The 16,940-nt window shown below is 69.7% G+C and carries 14 protein-coding genes; 4 read left to right on the forward strand and 10 right to left on the reverse strand.

The window, feature by feature from the left end; genetic code table 11:
* Positions 1 to 60: 60 nt before the first annotated feature.
* The 5 genes from ACW9TB_RS10985 to ACW9TB_RS11005 all read right to left on the reverse strand — a co-directional run bounded on the left by ACW9TB_RS10985 (position 61) and on the right by ACW9TB_RS11005 (position 5,867).
* Positions 61 to 1,380: an ABC transporter substrate-binding protein gene (locus ACW9TB_RS10985; protein WP_472747860.1), complete on the reverse strand. Its 1,320-nt coding sequence runs from the start codon at positions 1,378 to 1,380 to the stop codon at positions 61 to 63.
* A gap of 521 nt (positions 1,381 to 1,901) precedes the next feature.
* On the reverse strand, positions 1,902 to 2,717 hold the full coding sequence (locus tag ACW9TB_RS10990) for an SAM-dependent methyltransferase (protein WP_472747861.1): 816 nt from the start codon (positions 2,715 to 2,717) through the stop codon (positions 1,902 to 1,904).
* A 243-nt stretch (positions 2,718 to 2,960) separates the two neighbouring features.
* Positions 2,961 to 3,158 carry a ferredoxin gene (locus ACW9TB_RS10995; protein ID WP_472747862.1) on the reverse strand — a complete coding sequence of 66 codons (198 nt, stop codon included), beginning with the start codon at positions 3,156 to 3,158 and terminating at the stop codon, positions 2,961 to 2,963.
* Positions 3,159 to 3,250: 92 nt separating this feature from the next.
* On the reverse strand, positions 3,251 to 4,468 hold the full coding sequence (locus ACW9TB_RS11000; protein ID WP_472747863.1) for a cytochrome P450: 1,218 nt from the start codon (positions 4,466 to 4,468) through the stop codon (positions 3,251 to 3,253).
* Positions 4,458 to 5,867, reverse strand: a complete 1,410-nt coding sequence (locus tag ACW9TB_RS11005) for an MFS transporter (RefSeq protein WP_472747864.1) — start codon at positions 5,865 to 5,867, stop codon at positions 4,458 to 4,460. Before ACW9TB_RS11005 ends, ACW9TB_RS11000 begins: the two co-directional genes overlap by 11 nt.
* Positions 5,868 to 6,212: 345 nt before the next feature.
* Between ACW9TB_RS11005 and ACW9TB_RS11010 the strand changes: the two genes are divergently transcribed.
* Positions 6,213 to 7,499 (forward strand): endonuclease Q family protein, encoded by a 1,287-nt coding sequence (locus ACW9TB_RS11010; protein ID WP_472747865.1) that lies wholly within the window; start codon positions 6,213 to 6,215, stop codon positions 7,497 to 7,499.
* Positions 7,500 to 7,550: 51 nt separating this feature from the next.
* Here ACW9TB_RS11010 and ACW9TB_RS11015 read toward each other — a convergent pair whose 3' ends face one another.
* The 4 genes from ACW9TB_RS11015 to ACW9TB_RS11030 all read right to left on the reverse strand — a co-directional run bounded on the left by ACW9TB_RS11015 (position 7,551) and on the right by ACW9TB_RS11030 (position 10,755).
* Positions 7,551 to 8,339: a TIGR04282 family arsenosugar biosynthesis glycosyltransferase gene (locus ACW9TB_RS11015; RefSeq protein ID WP_472747866.1), complete on the reverse strand. Its 789-nt coding sequence runs from the start codon at positions 8,337 to 8,339 to the stop codon at positions 7,551 to 7,553.
* A gap of 292 nt (positions 8,340 to 8,631) precedes the next feature.
* Positions 8,632 to 8,871 (reverse strand): hypothetical protein, encoded by a 240-nt coding sequence (locus ACW9TB_RS11020; RefSeq protein WP_472747867.1) that lies wholly within the window; start codon positions 8,869 to 8,871, stop codon positions 8,632 to 8,634.
* A 205-nt stretch (positions 8,872 to 9,076) separates the two neighbouring features.
* On the reverse strand, positions 9,077 to 10,171 hold the full coding sequence (locus ACW9TB_RS11025) for an LCP family protein (protein ID WP_472747868.1): 1,095 nt from the start codon (positions 10,169 to 10,171) through the stop codon (positions 9,077 to 9,079).
* Between the two features lie 2 nt (positions 10,172 to 10,173).
* Positions 10,174 to 10,755, reverse strand: a complete 582-nt coding sequence (locus ACW9TB_RS11030; protein WP_472747869.1) for an RNA polymerase sigma factor — start codon at positions 10,753 to 10,755, stop codon at positions 10,174 to 10,176.
* A gap of 328 nt (positions 10,756 to 11,083) precedes the next feature.
* Between ACW9TB_RS11030 and ACW9TB_RS11035 the strand changes: the two genes are divergently transcribed.
* From ACW9TB_RS11035 to ACW9TB_RS11045, 3 genes are read left to right on the forward strand one after another with little or no spacing between them, the layout of a single operon-like run.
* On the forward strand, positions 11,084 to 12,226 hold the full coding sequence (locus ACW9TB_RS11035) for an endonuclease domain-containing protein (protein ID WP_472747870.1): 1,143 nt from the start codon (positions 11,084 to 11,086) through the stop codon (positions 12,224 to 12,226).
* Positions 12,227 to 12,266: 40 nt separating this feature from the next.
* Positions 12,267 to 12,905: a hypothetical protein gene (locus ACW9TB_RS11040; protein WP_472747871.1), complete on the forward strand. Its 639-nt coding sequence runs from the start codon at positions 12,267 to 12,269 to the stop codon at positions 12,903 to 12,905.
* Positions 12,902 to 16,108 carry a helicase HerA domain-containing protein gene (locus ACW9TB_RS11045; RefSeq protein ID WP_472747872.1) on the forward strand — a complete coding sequence of 1,069 codons (3,207 nt, stop codon included), beginning with the start codon at positions 12,902 to 12,904 and terminating at the stop codon, positions 16,106 to 16,108. The genes ACW9TB_RS11040 and ACW9TB_RS11045 overlap by 4 nt, the downstream gene beginning before the upstream one ends.
* A gap of 89 nt (positions 16,109 to 16,197) precedes the next feature.
* Here the strand turns inward: ACW9TB_RS11045 and ACW9TB_RS11050 are convergent, their stop codons facing one another.
* Positions 16,198 to 16,884 (reverse strand): nucleoside/nucleotide kinase family protein, encoded by a 687-nt coding sequence (locus tag ACW9TB_RS11050; protein ID WP_472747873.1) that lies wholly within the window; start codon positions 16,882 to 16,884, stop codon positions 16,198 to 16,200.
* Positions 16,885 to 16,940: the final 56 nt, after the last annotated feature.

Below are 16,940 nucleotides of genomic sequence, written 5' to 3' on the forward strand. Positions count from 1 at the left end.
GTTCGGTTCTGTCCGGTTCTGCTGGTGGTGCCGGGGGTTTCCGGTTTTCCGGGGTGAGCCTCAGCCGACGCCCATCTTCTGCTGGGCCTGCTCCAGGGCCGCCTTGATCTCGGCGTCGCCGACGGTGGCCCCGGTCGCCGCCTTCGCGATGAGCGCGACGACCTCGCCGCCCACGTTGGCCTGGAACGCCTGGATCCCCGGGACGAGCGGCAGCGGCTTCGCCCGCTCGGCCAGGATCGTCGTGAAGGCGTCCAGCTTCTCCTGGTCGTCGGTGAACGCGGCGGACGCGCCCTTGATCGCGGGCTGGGTGGTGTACGCCTTGTTGAGGATCTGCTGCTCCTCGTCGCTGGTCATGAACTTCACGAACTGCAGCGCGGCGTCGAGGTGCTTGGTGTTCTTGAAGACGGAGAGGTTGGTCCCCGCGACGAAGCTTGAGATCTTGGTGCCACTCGCGGGCGCCGGGATCGGCACGATGCCGTACTGGTCGGGCTCCATGCCGTTCTGCTTCAGGACGTTGATCCCGGAGGTCTGCGCCATGTACATGGCCGCGTCGCCCCTGGCGAAGTCCCCGGCGGCCTGCGCGGCCTCGGTGTACTGCGCGGCGCTCGGGTTCACCACGTGGTGCGTGCTGAGCAGGTCGACGTACTGCTTGACGCCGCTGACCATCCCCGGGGAGGTGAAGGTCGGCTTGCCCGCCTGGTCGAAGGCCGAGCCGCCGTACTGCTCACTGAAGATGTAGGAGAAGTGCATGCTCACGTTGACGGTGCCGCCGGGGATGACGATGCCGTACTTCTTCTTCGCGGGGTCGGTCAGCTTCTTCGCGGCCGAGACCAGCTCCTCCCAGGTGGTGGGGGGCTGCAACCCGGCGTCGGCGAAGGTCTTCTTGTTGTAGTACAGCGCGTACACCTGGCTGTACAGCGGGATCGAGGTCGGGGCCGCGCCGGGCGGCCCGGCCGTGGCGAAGGCGCTCTCGACGAAGCGGTCCTTGCCGCCGATCTTCTGCAGCGCGGCGTCGTCGAAGGGGTAGAACGCGCCGGTCGACTGGAACGTCGTCGCGTTGGTGTTCCCGATGTTGAGGACATCGGGCCCCTGCCCGCTCACCGCCGCGGCGAGGGTGTTGTTGGTGAGGTCGCTCCACGGGACGACCTCCAGGTTGACCTTGATGCCGGTCTGCTGGGTGAACTTCGCCAGCTCCGGCGTCAGCACCTCTTTGTCGTTCTCCAGGCTCGCGCCCTGGTTGCTCGCCCAGTACGTAAGTGTGACCGGGGCATCATCGGCACCGGTCGCGCTGTCCGTTTCGGAACTTCCGCCGGAGCAGGCGGTCAGGGCGACGGCAAGAAGTAGTGCGGAGACACCAGCTGCGAGGGGGTGGGACTTCATCGCGCCGCTCCTGATGAGAATGGCAAGCGGGGGGCTTACCTTGCCTTTTGAGTGTTGCCATTTGAACATCAGGTTACGGTTGGTGTCAATGGAACATCTTTTGAGATCTACCGATCAGTATCGAGACGTCTGACGGTTGTCCTGTTCCCAGACGACCACCTGTTGCGCGAAGCTACAACGGCCGGGACCGCCGGACACGCGCCGCTGCCAGGGCCGGAGCCGGGAGTCGCGGAGGGCTCACGGAAGCTCACGGAAGCTCACGGGCGCTCACGGAGGGCTCGTGAAAGGCCCGCGAAGGGGCGCGGACGTCGCGGCCGGGACCAGAGGATCGTGGGCAGGGGTGCGGCGGGCGGAGGTTTCGCTTCTCTCACGCATGCCCGGCACGCGGAGATGAGGATCACGACCCCCCTCGGCGGGACCACGACACCGTGGAGCACCGCCGACGGGAGACCGGATCAAAACGTGAACCGGAACCAGGAACCAAGAAGACCCGAGGGGCCGAGGGGAGCCGACCGGGGCGGTCAGAGTTGTCCGACGGCTCCGAGGATGCCGGGTTTGGTGAAGTCGGCGGTGACGTCCTCGTCGTACTCGGGCCGCCACGCCTCCACCGGGACGATCCCCGGCTCCAGCAGGTCCATTCCCATCCCGCTCATCAGCTCGGCCAGCTGTCGCGGGCCGCGCGAGGTGAGCGCCCCCGCGCTGGTCGAACGGTAGATCTTCTGTCCGGCCTCGTGCGTCTCGGCACTGGCCTCGGCCGCGAAGGCGTGCGTGACGACCAGGTAGCCGCCCGGGACGAGCCGTTCGCGGATCGCGGCCGTGATGCGGGTGACCAGCGCGTCGTCGGGGATGAAGTGCAGCATCGAGATCATCAGCACGGCGACGGGCCGGGTGAAGTCGATGACGCCCTCGATCCGCGGGTGCGCCAGGAGCTCCTCTGGTTCCCGCATGTCGGCCTGGACGACCGAGGTGAAGGGGTTGTCCTCCAGGAGCGCGCGGCCGTGTGCCAGGACGATGGGGTCGTTGTCGACGTAGACGACCCGGCTCTCCGGCGCGACGCGATGGGCGACCTGGTGCACGTTGTCCTGGGTCGGCAGCCCGGACCCGATGTCGAGGAACTGCCGTACGCCCTGACGCGCGAGAAGCTCGACGACCCGCGACAGGAACGCCCTGTTGTCGCGGGCCATCTCCCGGATACCGGGCACCACCCGGATGAACTGTTCGGCGGCCTCGCGGTCGGAGGCGAAGTTGTCCTTGCCCCCGAGGTAGTAGTCGTACATTCGAGCGACACTCGGAATGCTCGGGTCGATACCCGCCGGAACATCCTCCTGCTTGGTCATGCCCCCACCAATCCCCCGTTTTCGGGGAATGATATGAGAATCCGGGAGGCCGTGGATCTTTATCGGCAGATCACGCCTCCGGCCATGCTCCCGCGATCCCACTGAGATTTCGCGGACACCTCGGGAAGATCACGGGAGCACAGCCTCTACGGTTGAGGCCGGTGAGCCGGTGGCGGGGTTCCGGCGGCCATCAGACCTCCGCCGCCGCCGAAGCACCCGCGACGACGATCCGGGACGGCCGGTTCACGGCGGGGTAAGCGTGATCGCCCGGACCGGGCAGACCCGGGCGGCCTCGCGAACGCTCTCCCGCAGCCCCGGTTCCGGACTGTCTCGCAGGAGTACGACGACGCCGTCCGCGTCGCGCTGGGCGAACACCCCGGGTGAGCCGAGTACGCACTGCCCGGATCCGGCGCACGCGTCCTGGTCGACGGTGACCTTCACGCGCTTTCCCCTTTCACGACTTTCGCGATCTGTACGACCTTTGCGACTTGTACGACCTTCGCGACCTTCACGGCTTTCGCGGATTTCACGAGTCACCAGGTGACGGGCAGTTCCCGCACCCCGTAGAAGATCGCGTTGTGTTTGAACGTCAGGCGTTCCAGCGGTGTGGCCAGGGCCAGTGTGGGGACGCGCCGGTAGAGGGTGCCGTAGACGACCTGCAGTTCCACCCGGGCCAGTGTCTGGCCCAGGCACACGTGGGCGCCGTAGCCGAAGGCGACATGGTGGCGGGCCCCGCGGTGGACGTCGAGAACGTCGGGGTCGGGGAAGGCCGAGGGATCCCGGTTCGCGACGCTCTTCACCCCGATAATGCCTTCGCCCTCGCGGATGAGCCTGCCGCCGATCTCAAGGTCCTCGCGGGCGACGCGGCGGGCTTCGGTGTGGGTGATGGAGAGGTAGCGCAGGAGTTCCTCGACCGCGTTGGCCACCAGTGCGGGGTCGCCGCTGTCGCGGACCTCGCTCAGCTGGTCCGGGTGCGCCAGCAGCGCGGCCGTGCCCAGCGCGATCATGACGGCGGTGGTGTCGTGCCCCGCGACCAGGAGCAGCTGCCCCATCGTGGCGATCTCACGCCGGGTCATCCCGCCGGTCCGGTACTGCTCGACGGCCAGCCTGCTGAACACGTCGTCGCCCGGCTCGGCGTTCTTCCTGTCCACCAGTTCTTCCAGGTAGGCGTTCAGTTCCTCGCTGGCGGCCATGGCCTGTGCGGGGTCGGGCTCGTCCATGACGAGCGCGCGGGCCACCCGGTGGAAGAAGGCCTGGTCGGCATGGGGCACGCCCAGCAGTTCGCAGATCACCAGTGAGGGAACCGGCAGCGCGAACGCCTCCACCAGGTCGACCGGATTGGGACCGGCGAGCATCTCGTCCACAAGGTCGTCGACGATCCGCTGGATCCGGGGCCGTAACGCCTCCATCTTTTTGATCATGAAGTCCGAGGTCAGCAGCCGCCGCCGGGCGGTGTGCTCCGGCGCGTCCATCTGCATCAGCGTCTTCATGTGCGCGTCACGTGCCTTGCTCACCGCGTTGGTGTGCGGGAAGCCGGGGAACGCGACGTCGACGCTGACGCGCGGATCGGTGAGCAGCGCGCGCACATCCTCGTAACGGGTGACCATCCACGGGGTGCTGCCGTCCCACAGCCTCACTCGCGAGACCGGCGCCTCCTTCATCCTCCGGCTCAGCTCCGGCGGCGGGTCGAAAGGGCAGCCCGTCGCACGGGCCATCGGAAACATCGGCGTCTCCGGCAGGTCATCGGTCATGGGATCTCCTCACGTCGAATGCGGGTGTCGAACGAACCGAGGCGCGGGCGGTGACGATCCCCACCGCGCAGATGACCGCGAACCCGAACAGCAGGTATCGGGCCGAGTCGAGCATCGACCGTCCGCCCAGGTTGACCAGGACCCCGGCGACCGCCGTACCGAACGCGGTCGACATCGTCGTCACGGTGGCGATCGCCGCTGCCGCCCGCTGTCCTTCCTCCGGGTCCGGGGTACTGGCCATCGCGGCCACGGACAGGTGCGGGTAGGCGATACCGATGCCCGAACCGGCGACGAACAGCACCGGCACCCAGACGGCAACCAGCCAGATCGGTACGCTCTCGCGCTGCAGCAGCCCCTGGGCGAGGAAGCCGAGCGCGAGCAGCACCGGGCCGACAGTGATCAACCGTCGTACCGTGCGTTCCCTGACCGCCGACGAGCTGCCGATCTGGGTCACCGACCACCCGAGGGAGATGGCCGCGCCGAGGAAACCGGCGGCGACCGGGGGCAGCCCGGCCAGTCGCTGGCCGAACAGCGGGAGGAACGACTCGACCGCGACGCCGAAGGCCAGCAGCCCGAGCGTCAGATAGACCCACTTCAGTGGTGAATCCGCCCGATAGGTCGCGTGCGGGAACACCCTCGGTTCGCCGCGCCGCTCATGGACGACGAATCCGGTGACCAGCAGCAGCGCCACCGCGATGCCCGCCGCCCTCGTCGTCGCGCCGGACAGGACCCCTGCCACGCTGACGGCCGCGGTGGCGGCCGTGACCAGCATCAGCGACACGATCGGGATCGGAACCCGCGCGTCGCCCCGCTCGCTGCGGGGCAGCACGCGGGGAACGACCGCGCCGCACGCCACCGCGATCACCGCCATCAGTACGAACGCCAGGCGCCAGGAGCCGAACTGGGCGAACAGGCCGCCGAGCGCCGGGCCGACGAAGTTTCCGACGCCGTACATCGCCGACATCAGCGCGCTGCCGCGTGTCCAGAGCCGATCCGGCAGGGCCGATCGGATGACGGCGAATCCCAGCCCGGACAGCAGCCCGGCACCGAGTCCCTGGACGCCACGGCCGACCAGCAACATCGGCATCGTCATGCTCGCCGCACAGGCCAGTGAGCCCACCGTGAACGCGGCGAAGCCGAGAAGGTAGGCGCCGACGTTCCCCCAGCGGGAGAGGAACCGGCCGACGAGCATCGTCGCGATCACCGTGGCGACGAGGTAGATCGTCATGCTCCACGCGTAGAAGCTCGCGCCGCCGATGTCGGCCACCGCGGTGGGCAACATGCTCGACGCCAGATAGATGTTGACCGCGCCGACGAGCACTCCGCCCGCCATCACGGTCACGGCTCCGAGATGCTTCTGGCCCAGGAGCTCCCGCCAGGAGGGTGGGGCGGGGGTCACCCGGTCACCTCCGCCGGGCGGGTGGCGCACGGGACCGTGGTGTGCCGTGGGGCCGGGACCCCGCCCCGGTGGACGCGCGGATCCACTCCGTCCGGCGCGTCGGCCGAGCCGTGTCGTACGCGCGGGCCACGGGGCCGGACGGCAGATTCCGCCCCGGGTGACTTGTCGTCGGTATCCATGTCTTCAAGGCTCACATTGAAGCGTTCCCGGAGACTTTTCCCCGCTTACGGCCGACGATCCAGGGCCGATGGGCGGGTAACCCTCAAGCGGGCGTCGAACCTTCCCGCGACGGCTGTTTCCTCCCTTTTCTGATCTTCATATGTGGCCTGTGGCAGAATGTGATGGATGCGTTTCCATGCTGACCTGCACATTCACTCGAAGTACGCCAGGGCCTGCAGCAGGGACAGCGACCTGGAGCATCTGACGTGGTGGGCACAGCGCAAGGGCATCGCGCTGATGGGCACCGGTGATTTCACGCATCCGGCGTGGTTCGAGCACCTGCGCGAGAACCTCGTACCCGCGGAGCCCGGACTGTTCCGGCTGCGTGAGGAGATCGACCTGGACGCCCTCGGGCCGCCGCCCGCCGGGGTGACCCCCGGCCAGGTGCGGTTCATGCTGTCCACCGAGGTCTCCACGATCTACCGGCGCGGCGAGCGCACCCGCAAGATCCACCACCTGGTCTACATGCCGGGCTTCGACGAGGCCTCGGCGTTCAACGCCAGGCTCGACCGGCTCGGCAACCTGAGCGCGGACGGGCGGCCCATCCTCGGCCTGGACTCCCGCGCCCTGCTGGAGATCACCCTGAGCAGCGGCGACGGCGCCTACCTGGTGCCCGCCCACGTCTGGACGCCGTGGTTCGGCGTCTTCGGGTCGAAGTCCGGGTTCGACACGATCGAGGAGTGCTACGGCGAGCTCTCCGAGCACATCTTCGCGCTGGAGACCGGCCTGTCCAGCGACCCGGCCATGAACTGGCGGGTCTCCGCCCTCGACCGCTACCGGCTGGTCAGCCACTCCGACGCCCACTCCCCGCCCATGGTCGGCCGCGAGACCACGGTGTTCGACACCGACCTCGACTACTTCGCCGTCCTGCGGGCGCTTCGGACCGGGACCGGGTACGCGGGAACGACCGAGTTCTTCCCCGAGGAGGGCAAGTACCACGTCGACGGGCACCGCAAGTGCGACGTCCGGATGGACCCCGAGGAGACGCGCGGGCGCGACGGGATCTGCCCCGTGTGCGGTAAGCCGCTCACGGTGGGCGTGCTGAACCGGGTCCAGGAACTGGCCGACCGGCCCGACGGCTTCCGGCCGGAGGGCGTCGCGGGCTTCCGCAACCTCGTACCGCTGCCGGAGATCGTGGGCGAGGTCCTCGACGTGGGCTCGAAGAGCAAGAAGGTCCTCAGGGAGGTCGACGGGCTCACCGCCGCCCTGGGGCCCGAGCTGAGGATCCTGGAGGACGTGCCGGTCGGCGACATCGCGGCCCACTCACCGCCGCTCGCGGAGGCCGTCGAACGGCTGCGCCGCGGCGAGGTGATCCGGGAACCCGGGTACGACGGCACGTACGGCGTGATCCGGCTCTTCGAACCGGGCGAGCTGGAGCGCGCGGGCGAGGAGACCACCCCGACGCTTTTCTAGGCTCGCGCACGACCTTCCCGGGAGCTTCCCGAGGCCGTACGGAAGCCCCGATCATCGCAGTGCGCTCATCCTCGCGAGGGTGGCGGCGAAAAAGGATCGCGGGGCCTGCGCGGCCACGGTGAACGCGTCCGCCGCGGTGCCCACGTCGGTGAGGCGGGGCATCAGGGCGACGCTCAGCCCGGCCTCCCCCAGCCTCCGCAGCTGGACCTCGCCGGTGGTCGGCTCCGACATCGGAACGCCGAGCAGGAGGGCGGGGTCGGGAACGCGCAGCCCGAGCAGCCAGAACCCGCCGTCCGCCGCCGGGCCGAACACCGCGTCGTAGGCGCTGAGCACGGACAGGGCGTAGGCCAGCATGTCCGGGGTGACCTGCGGGGTGTCCGTGCCGATGAGCACGACGGGCACGGGCAGGAGCCGGTGGGCGTCGTCGAAGGCCGCGGCGAGCCGCTCGTCCAGCCCGTCCCCGCGCTGCGCCAGCACCGTGAACCCGTGGGGAAGCCAGGGGCCCGGGTCGCCGTCGAGCGCGAGCACGCGCCGGGCGACCGGGACGCGGGCGACCGCGCGCAACGTGTCCTCAAGGGCGGCGGCGGCCAGCGCGGCGGCCTCGTGCGCGGTGAAGGGCGGGATCAGCCGGGTCTTCACCTTTCCCGGCACCGGCTCCCTGGCGACCACCACGACCTGCCCGCCGGGCGGCCCGCTCTGGGATGGTACGCGTCGCGACGAATCGCCCCAGGCCCGCTGGTTCCTGGACGCCTCGCCATGGAGTATCTCCTCCTGGGAAAGCTCGTCCCGGGTGTGGGGAAACGGGCCGGTGTCGTACCGCCCGTTCCCGGGGCGGCTCATGCGTCCGCTCGATCGGCCACGATCCGGCGCGTCGGGAACGCCTCCCCGTCCGGGCGGGGAGGCACCACGTCGATCTTCATCGTTCGACGCTAAGGCCGACGGCCGGGCTCATCCGTGAGGGAAGGTGGCGCGCTTCCAAGAAATGACCGGTTCGGGCCCACGGTTAGAGAATATTCGGGAATTCGGGAGGGAGCCGGTACGCCCCTCCGCGACGATCACGAACCGCGACCCCGACCTTCTCGACCTTCTCGGAGGCTCGTCGAGGCCGGGGTCACGTTCGGGAGAACACCCCCTACATGGTCTCTGTGAACGTCCGGGAGCTGCTCTCATTGCTGAGGTAGCTCTGGTAGCCCGGCCCCCACGTCCAGGTCTCCGTACGATCGCCCTTCCTGACGGTCATCGCCCCGAAGAGTGAGCGTTCGCACGTCACGGAGGGCTGGGGCGGGATGAGGGCTGCGGACGCGACCGGTGTGGTGAGCGCCACCACGAGGGTGACGAGGACGGCGGTGGTGATACAGCGGGCAACGGACATGGGTTCTCCCATGACGTGCGGATGATTCAAGGGAGATATCGCCTTTTTTCCGGAAAGGTGAACCACATCGATCATCAAGACTCGTACCGAGTCACATTCGGGACGAATACCCCTTCATGCGCCTTTATCCTCCCCCGACCCTCGCCCTGCCCGCGCCCGGCATGAGGCGCGCCCCGGTATGAGACACCCCGAGACGCCCCGAGGCTCACTCGCCGTCGCCCCTGATCCCGGCGAAGAGCCGCTCGGCGGTGGGTTGATGCCACGCGACACGGTTCGGGTCATTGGGGTGGGGACCGGTGGGAATCGTGGTGAATGTGACCGAGCCGGGCACGGGCTTCGCCATGCCACGGGCGATGGCGTACATCGTCCCCAGATCGAGCCCGGCGTCGGTCCTGACTGATTTCTTCACCTCGGCGAGGAAGGCGGAGAGCCTCTCGGGCTCGTCAAGCAGGCCGCTCGCCTGCTTGACCATCGTGTTCATGATCCGCTGCTGGCGTTTGATCCGCTCCAGGTCGCTCCCGCCGCCGACGTTGCGGAGCCGCATGTAGCCCAGCGCCTGCTCGCCGGTGAGCAGATGCCTCCCCGCGGACAGTCGCAGCTTCGCCTTGGAGTCGTTCACCGGCCGAGGCAGCGTGACCTCCACCCCGCCGAGCGCGTCGACCATGTTCTTGAACCCGGAGAAATGGATCTCCACCGCGTGGTCGACGTGAATCCCGGTGGTCGACTCGACCGTCTTCCAGGCACAGGACAGCCCGCCCGCTTGGAACGCCGAGTTGATCATTTCGATTCTGGCCGGAACCGTCTTCCCGTCCGAGGACTCGCAGGCGGGAACGCGGACGATCGAGTCCCGGGGGATGTTGACCACCAGGGTCTTCCGCCGGTCGGCGGAGATGTGCAGCAGGATCATCGTGTCACTACGCGCCCCCGCGGTCTTACGCCAGCGGGGATTGAGCGTCTCGCTGTCGGTCCCGACCACCAGCACGTTGATGGCCTCTCCCTGCTTGTACGGGCGATCTCCCGACGGGCCCGGCACGGAGGGACCCGGTACGAGCGGGCGCCCGCTCAGGAGTACGACGGGAACGGCGGCGACGGCGGCGGTGACCACCGCGACCAGCGCGAGCATGGGCCAGCCGCGCATCGCGCGGGGCACCCTCCACCGGGAACGGGCCGAGGCGCGGGACAGACCCCCGGCGGAACCGGCCGAGGCGTCGAGCAGCCGTGTGCGCTGACGTGCGAGCGTGGCGGGCGGTTCGTGCTCCAGCTCGCGGCCGAGGTCGCGGAGCATCGTCAGGTCGTCCATGGTCACTCCTCCTCGTGCATCGGGTTGCTGTCGCCGAACTCCGCGCGTACCTTCCGCCTGGCCCTGTTCAGGCGGGACCGTACGGTGCCGATCGGAATGCCCAGCGCGCGGGCGACCTCCACGTACGACAGGTCGCTCCAGGCGACCAGCAGCAGGACGTCGCGGTCCTTGGACGAGAGCCCGGCCAGCGCACGGGCGAGCGCGGGGCGGGACGCCTGGGCGGTGACCCCCGCGACCACCCGGTTGGCGGGGGACTCCACCGTGTCCTCGGCGGGACTGCGCCGCAGCGCCCGGTAACGGGCGGCCTCGGTGCGGTGGTGCCGGGAGACGATCTTGGTGGCGATGCCGAACAGCCACGGCCGGGCGTCGGCGTAGGCCAGGTCGTAGCTGCTCCGGCGGGCGAAGGCGACCAGGAACGTCTCGCCGACCAGGTCTTCGGCGATCTCCGGGCCCAGCCGCCGGGAGACGTACCGGTAGAGCATCCCGGAATAGCGGTCGAACAGCGCCGCGAACGCCTCCGGGCGGGTCCGCGACTCGTCGATGAGGTCGCAGTCGCGGTTCTGGGCGGTGAGTGGCGCGATCATCGCGGGCACCATGGCATGAAAGCCGGCCTTCCCGTGGGAAAAGTGGTCAGCGATGTATCGCCACGACCTCTCCACCGGGTTCACGGCCCGCGAGGGAACGGCGTCCGGGGAGCAGGCAACGGGCCGACGGGCCCGATCGCGGCGGGCCGCACACTCCACTGCCCACCGCCCGGCACTGCGACGCCCAGAATAAGGGGAGAAATCCCCTCAAATACGAAATTAGCGGCGATAAAAACGGACTAATTTCATTGCTTCTCGCAAAGCACCTGCATTACCCAGCACCGGCGGATAACCTCGCGAAGTCTCAACACGCGGAAAAGGAAGTGGCGTGGCAGGATCATGGGCGGAGCTGCCGATGGGGCGCGTCGTGCGCGTTCACGGCGCGGACGCCGACGCCATCGCCCTTTCGCTCGACCCGCTTCCCGATGACGCTCCGGCGATTGTCACCTACTTCGCGGGCGACACGCGATCCGCGACGGAAATGGTCTCCTCGGTATTGCGCGAGCTGGAAAAGGCCGCCGTCGGCCTGTTCCCGGCGTGGCTGCCGGGCGCGGAGGGCATCGGCGGCCCCGGTGGCGCGGGCGGACGCGCCGTACGCGTGCTCGCACTGCGGACCGCGTCCGCGACCGAGCACTTCGGCCCCTTCCTCGCCGACCTCGCCGAACGGGCGCTTCGCGAAGCCGAGCCTCCCGCGCGGCGAGAGGCGTCCCGGGAGAGGGCCGAACCTCCCGCGCGGCGGGGGGCGGGAGCGCGGCGCTCCCCCGGATTCACGGCCGAGGTACGGGCCGCCGGTCTCGGACGGGTGATCGCCGCCAGCTTCGGCCGTCCCCGCGCGGCGGTCCTCGTGCACGTGCCGGTGGACCTCCCTCCCGCCGCCGAAGAGGCCCTCGTCGCGGGGTGCGAATGGCTGGCCCACCACGGCGACCTGGGAGTATGGCTCACCGGCGCCCCCTTGGCCACCGTGGACCGGATCGCCGTGACACCCCTGCGGCTACCGGCCGAGGTGACGGACCTCGTCCGTGACCTCCCGGACCTCCCGGCACCGGCGAGGCCCCGGCCCGATGCCCGTACGGCACCCGTGGTCACGTACCCGGCCGTCGCGGGGAGACCGCATCCGGCGAGCGTCGCCGAGCGGACGCTGGAGACCGCGCTGGCCGCGTGCGACTGGGCGGCGGGGCGGGCGTGGAACCAGACCCACCGGCCGCACCCGCTCGTCAACCCCGTCCGGGTGGACCTGCTCTGGCGGGACGAGCGGTGCGTCATCGAGATCGACGGGCCCGAACACCACTCCGCGCTCGCGTACGCGGCGGACCGGCAACGGGACGTACGGCTCCAGCTCGACGGCTACGCGGTGCTGCGCTTCACCAACGCGCAGGTCACCACCGATACGGAAACCGTGCTTCACCAGATAAGGCGATTTCTCCGGGGCCGTCGCCCCGGGATGTTGGAAGGATTAGAACATGCCCGATAAAGCACTTTCGCTGCCCGAAATTGCTGCCCTCCTGGTGTTGATGATCGAGGCGAGAGAGATCTCCAATGTGGAACTCCAGGAACGTCACGGTCTGACGATCACCGGAGCTCCGCGCCGGAACCTGAACGAGCTGAAGCTGGTGGAGAGCCGGAAGGAAGGGCGCGCGTTCGTTCACGTGCTGACCAACGCCGGATGGGCCTGCCTGACCGACGAGGTCCGCGCCGGGATCGTCATCCCGGAGCGCTCGGGCTCGGCGGGGATCGCGCTCCGCGCCGTCCTGTCCGGGCTGCGGGGATTCATGGAGCGGACCGAGCACAGCCTCGCCGACGTCTTCGCGGTGAACGCCGACCCGGCGCCCGCGACCTCCCCGGACGACTCCGCGCCGTTGTCCACGGCTCCCCCGGTTTCCTCGGCGCCGGACGTCGAGGAGCGGATTCGTGCCGCCTACCGCGAGCTGGCCGCCAAGCCCGGCGCCTGGGTGAGCCTCACGAAACTCCGTCCGCTCCTGGGTGAGGTGCCGAGGGCGACGGTCGACGAGACCCTCCTCCGGATGAACCGTATGCCGGACGTGAACATCGTCCCGGAGGACAACCAGAAGATGCTCTCCAGGGAAGACAGGGACGCGGCGGTGACCATCGGCGAGCAGGAGAAGCACCTCCTCTGGATCGAGGCACGGTGACGGACGAGGAGCGCAGGGCACTGGCGGAGCTCAAGCTCAGGCTGAACTCGGCGATGGTCCCCGACGACGTGTGGAACACCTCGCCGTTCCACGTGAGGGGCCTGCACCGCCACACCGGCCAGCTCCTGCTCGACGGGCTGGGCGAGGCCGGGGAGAGCCGCGCCGCGAGCCCGATCGGCGTGGTCGTCCAGGGCCAGCGGGGCACGGGCAAGACGCACCTGCTGGGCTGGGCGTGCGACCGAGTCCTGCGGGAGGGCGGATACTTCTTCCTGGTGAGCCTGCTGGACGCCAAGGGTTTCTGGGAGAGCGTCGTGGTGTCGATGCTCGACAGCCTCTCCCGCAAGGCCCAGGAAGACGGGGCGAGCCAGCTCAAGGTCTTCCTGGACCGCCTGTCGTCCCTGGTCGAGGTCCCCCGGATGGTGCGGCGCGCGGTGACCGGGAACACGACGCTGACGAAGGAGGCCCTCGACGCCTTCGTCGAGGCGCTGCGCCGATTCGACGGGCCGCTGGGCCGGGAGAGCCAGAACACCGCGCGGGCGCTCGTCCTGCTCGCCTCCGACGACCTGGCGGCGCAGGACATCGGATTCGCCTACCTGTCCTCCATCCCCGAGGAGGAGCCGGGCGAGCGCGCCCTGTGGGGTCTCCGGCGGGGTGAGAAGTCGCCGCAGGAGATCGTGAGGGACATCTCACGGCTCATGGCGCTCACCGGCCCCTCGGTGATCGCGGTCGACCAGATCGACACGCTCATCGCGCAGTCCTCGATCGCCGGTGTCGGCGATTCGGACCATGACTGGCGCGAGACTCTCGTCGTCGAGCAGATCGCGGGCGGGCTGATGTCGCTGCGGGAGGTCACCCGCAGGACGCTGACCGTCGTCTCCTGCCTCCCGGCGACCTGGATCCTCATCGAGAAGCTCGCGACCGGCACCGTCCAGGACCGGTTCCGGCACGCGGTCCAGCTCATGACCATTCCCGACGCCAAGATCGGCCATGCCCTGGTCGAGCGGCGGTTCGCGGCGCCGTTCCGGGAGCTCGACTTCACGCTGCCCTATCCGACCTGGCCGGTGCGGCCGTCCGCGTTCGAGGACGCCCCCGACTTCACCCCCCGACAGTTGCTGAAGGTCGTCGACCGGCACATCCACTCCTGCCTGGTCAACGACGAGGTCAGGGAGTTGGAGAGCCTCCACTCCTCCCCTACGCCGGACCCTGCCCCCGTCCCCAAGCTTCCGGTGCCCTCACAGGAGCTCGCGGTGCTGGACGCCCGCTTCGCCGAGCTGAGGGACACGGCCGACGTGACCTCCGCGACCGGTTCCGCCACCGAGGACACGACGATGCCCGCGTTGCTGTCGGCGGGACTCGACGCCTGGATCGCCGAGCGGGGCGACGCGGGACGGGTGTTCAGCCAGGATCCCCCGCCGAGCTCGAAGCCTCCCCTGCACGCGCGCCTGCGGCGCAGTCTGGACGAGACCACCGAGGACGAGGCGCACTGGTGCTTCCGCGCGATCGCCACCACGCACGCCAACGCCGCGCTGGTCCGGCTGCGCGGCGCCTCGGTGGCGGCGGGCCTGGACGCCGAGATCCCGAAGCGGAAACTGTTCGTGCTGCGGAACGCGGAGTGGGCGAAGGGTCCGCGTACCCGCGAGGTCCTCGCGGAGTTCGAACAAGCGGGCGGCAGGGTACTCCGCGTGGACGACGAGGACCTCAGGATCCTCGCGGCGCTTCGCGACCTGTTCGCCGAGGACCCCGCGAACCTGCGGGCGTGGCTCGTCTCGCGGAGACCCACCGATGACGTCAAGGTGCTCGGCGAGGCGCTGGGGGACGGGTGGACCGTTCCGGGCGAGGGACACGGTCCCGACGAGCCGCCCTCTCCCGCCACCTCCGACGAGCCGTCCGGCCACACCGCCGCCGAAGGCTCCTTCGAGGCGTCGGGGCACACCTCCGAAGGCGCTGGCCATGTGCCGTCGGTCACCCTGGGCAGGGCGGTGACCGACGGCACGTCCCTTGACGTCGACCTGGAGTCGCTCAGGAAACACACCGCGATCTTCGCCGGATCCGGGTCGGGGAAGACCGTGCTCATCCGCGGGCTGATCGAGAGGTGCGCGCTCCAGGGCGTGTCGGCCATCGTGCTCGATCCCAACAACGACCTGGCACGTCTGGGAGACCCGTGGCCGCACGCTCCGGCGCACTGGGACGCGGGCGACGCCGCGAGGGCCGAGGAGTATCACGCGGGCACCGATGTCGTGATCTGGACGCCGCGACGCAGCGCGGGACGTCCCCTCAGCTTCCAGCCCCTGCCCGACTTCGCGAGCGTCGTCGACAACCCCGACGAGTTCACCGAGGCCGTGGAGGTGGCCGTCGCGTCCATCGTGCCGAGGGTCAAGCTGGACGCGAGAACGACCAGGGCCCAGCTCGGGCAGGCGGTGCTCCGGGAGACGCTCAGGCACTACGGGAGGCGGGGGGCGAGCAGCCTCAGGGGGCTCATCGCGATGTTGTCGGCACTGCCGGACGGGGTGAGCGAGCTCGACAACGCGGAGAGGATCGCGGCCGAGCTGGCCCAGAGCCTGACCGCGGCCACGGTCAACGACCCGATGTTCGGCGGTGAGGGCACACCGATGGATCCCGGGCTCCTGCTGACCCCTCCCCCGGGAAAGAGGGCGCGCGTCTCGGTGATCAGTCTCGTCGGGCTGCAGTCGGACCACCAGCGGCAGAGCTTCGTGAACCAGCTGCAGATGGCCCTGTTCGCCTGGATCAAGAAGAACCCGGCCGGTGACCGGCCGCTGGGCGGACTGTTCGTGATGGACGAGGCCCAGACGTTCGCGCCGTCCGGCACGATGACGGCCTGCACGCAGAGCACGCTGGCGCTGGCCTCCCAGGCCCGCAAGTACGGGCTCGGTCTCGTGTTCGCGACCCAGGCCCCGAAGGGACTGCACAACCGGATTCCGGGGAACGCCGCGACCCAGTTCTTCGGCCTGCTGAACAGCCCGATCCAGATCTCCGCCGCGCGGGAGATGGCCCAGGCCAAGGGGAGTGACGTCACCGACATCTCACGGCTGAGGACGGGCGAGTTCTACGCGGCCTCCGAGGGGGCGGGGTTCGTGAAGGTGCGGGTCCCGATGTGCCTGAGCCACCACCCCAAGGACCCGCTCAGCACCGAGGAGGTCATCGAGAGGGCCGGGAAACCGTCGGACTCCGGCCAGACGTTCTGAACCGGATCACACGGTGCTGACCACGTCCGAAACGGACCATAACCGCCTCCAGCCGTCTCACGAATCGCGCCGACCTCGCCGGGCGGCCTTCAGCCGGTGTCCGTCTCGTGGTCGCCGATCGAGCGCAGGACGGCGTCGGGGACGACGAGGTCGGCACGGGGGCGGGTGGTGGCGATGAGGTCGGCGTTGCGCTGGTCGGTTCCCAGGGCCCAGGCCACGGCGGCGTCGGGGGACTTGCCGAAGCGCTCGTGCCGGGAGACGAGGCGGCGCACGCGCTCGTCCGGGTCGAGGTCGCAGTACCAGACCTCGTGGAGCCCGGCCCGCACGCGTACCCAGTCACCCCGGTCGAGCAGCAGGTAGTTTCCCTCGGTGACGACGAGCCGGGCGGCCCGGGGGACCGGGATGCTACCGGCGATCGGCTGTTCCAGGTCGCGCTCGAACGCGGGCGCGTAGACCACGTCGTCCTCGTCCTCGCGCAGGCGGCGGAGGAGGGACGCGTACCCGGCCGCGTCGAAGGTGTCCGGGGCGCCCTTGCGGTCGCGGCGCCCGAGCCGGTCGAGCTCGACGTCGGCGAGGTGGAAGCCGTCCATCGGCACGTACGCCACCCACTCCCGCTCCGGCAGTCCACCGGGAGGCGTCGGCCGCAGCAGGTGGACCAGGTGCTCGGCGAGGGTGGTCTTGCCCGCCCCCGGGCCTCCGGTGACACCGAGTAGCGCGCGGTGTCCGTCCCGTACGAGGGAGCGTGCCCGGACCACGAGGTCGTCGAGGGATGTCATCGGGACTGGACCGGGGCGGCCGAGGTGGTCGTCATCCCCACGAACGTAGCCGAGCC

This window comes from Streptosporangium sp. H13245 (assembly GCF_055690525.1).

Excerpts from the sequence above, each read along its gene's own strand:
- ACW9TB_RS11020 (WP_472747867.1), bottom strand. The coding sequence starts at position 8,871 with ATGTCCGTTGCCCGCTGTATCACCACCGCCGTCCTCGTCACCCTCGTG.
- ACW9TB_RS10990 (WP_472747861.1), bottom strand. The coding sequence starts at position 2,717 with ATGACCAAGCAGGAGGATGTTCCGGCGGGTATCGACCCGAGCATTCCG.
- ACW9TB_RS11015 (WP_472747866.1), bottom strand. The coding sequence starts at position 8,339 with ATGAGCCGCCCCGGGAACGGGCGGTACGACACCGGCCCGTTTCCCCAC.
- ACW9TB_RS11000 (WP_472747863.1), bottom strand. The coding sequence starts at position 4,468 with ATGACCGATGACCTGCCGGAGACGCCGATGTTTCCGATGGCCCGTGCG.
- ACW9TB_RS11030 (WP_472747869.1), bottom strand. The coding sequence starts at position 10,755 with ATGATCGCGCCACTCACCGCCCAGAACCGCGACTGCGACCTCATCGAC.
- ACW9TB_RS11010 (WP_472747865.1), top strand. The coding sequence starts at position 6,213 with ATGCGTTTCCATGCTGACCTGCACATTCACTCGAAGTACGCCAGGGCC.
- ACW9TB_RS11040 (WP_472747871.1), top strand. The coding sequence starts at position 12,267 with ATGATCGAGGCGAGAGAGATCTCCAATGTGGAACTCCAGGAACGTCAC.
- ACW9TB_RS10985 (WP_472747860.1), bottom strand. The coding sequence starts at position 1,380 with ATGAAGTCCCACCCCCTCGCAGCTGGTGTCTCCGCACTACTTCTTGCC.
- ACW9TB_RS11025 (WP_472747868.1), bottom strand. The coding sequence starts at position 10,171 with ATGGACGACCTGACGATGCTCCGCGACCTCGGCCGCGAGCTGGAGCAC.
- ACW9TB_RS11050 (WP_472747873.1), bottom strand. The coding sequence starts at position 16,884 with ATGACATCCCTCGACGACCTCGTGGTCCGGGCACGCTCCCTCGTACGG.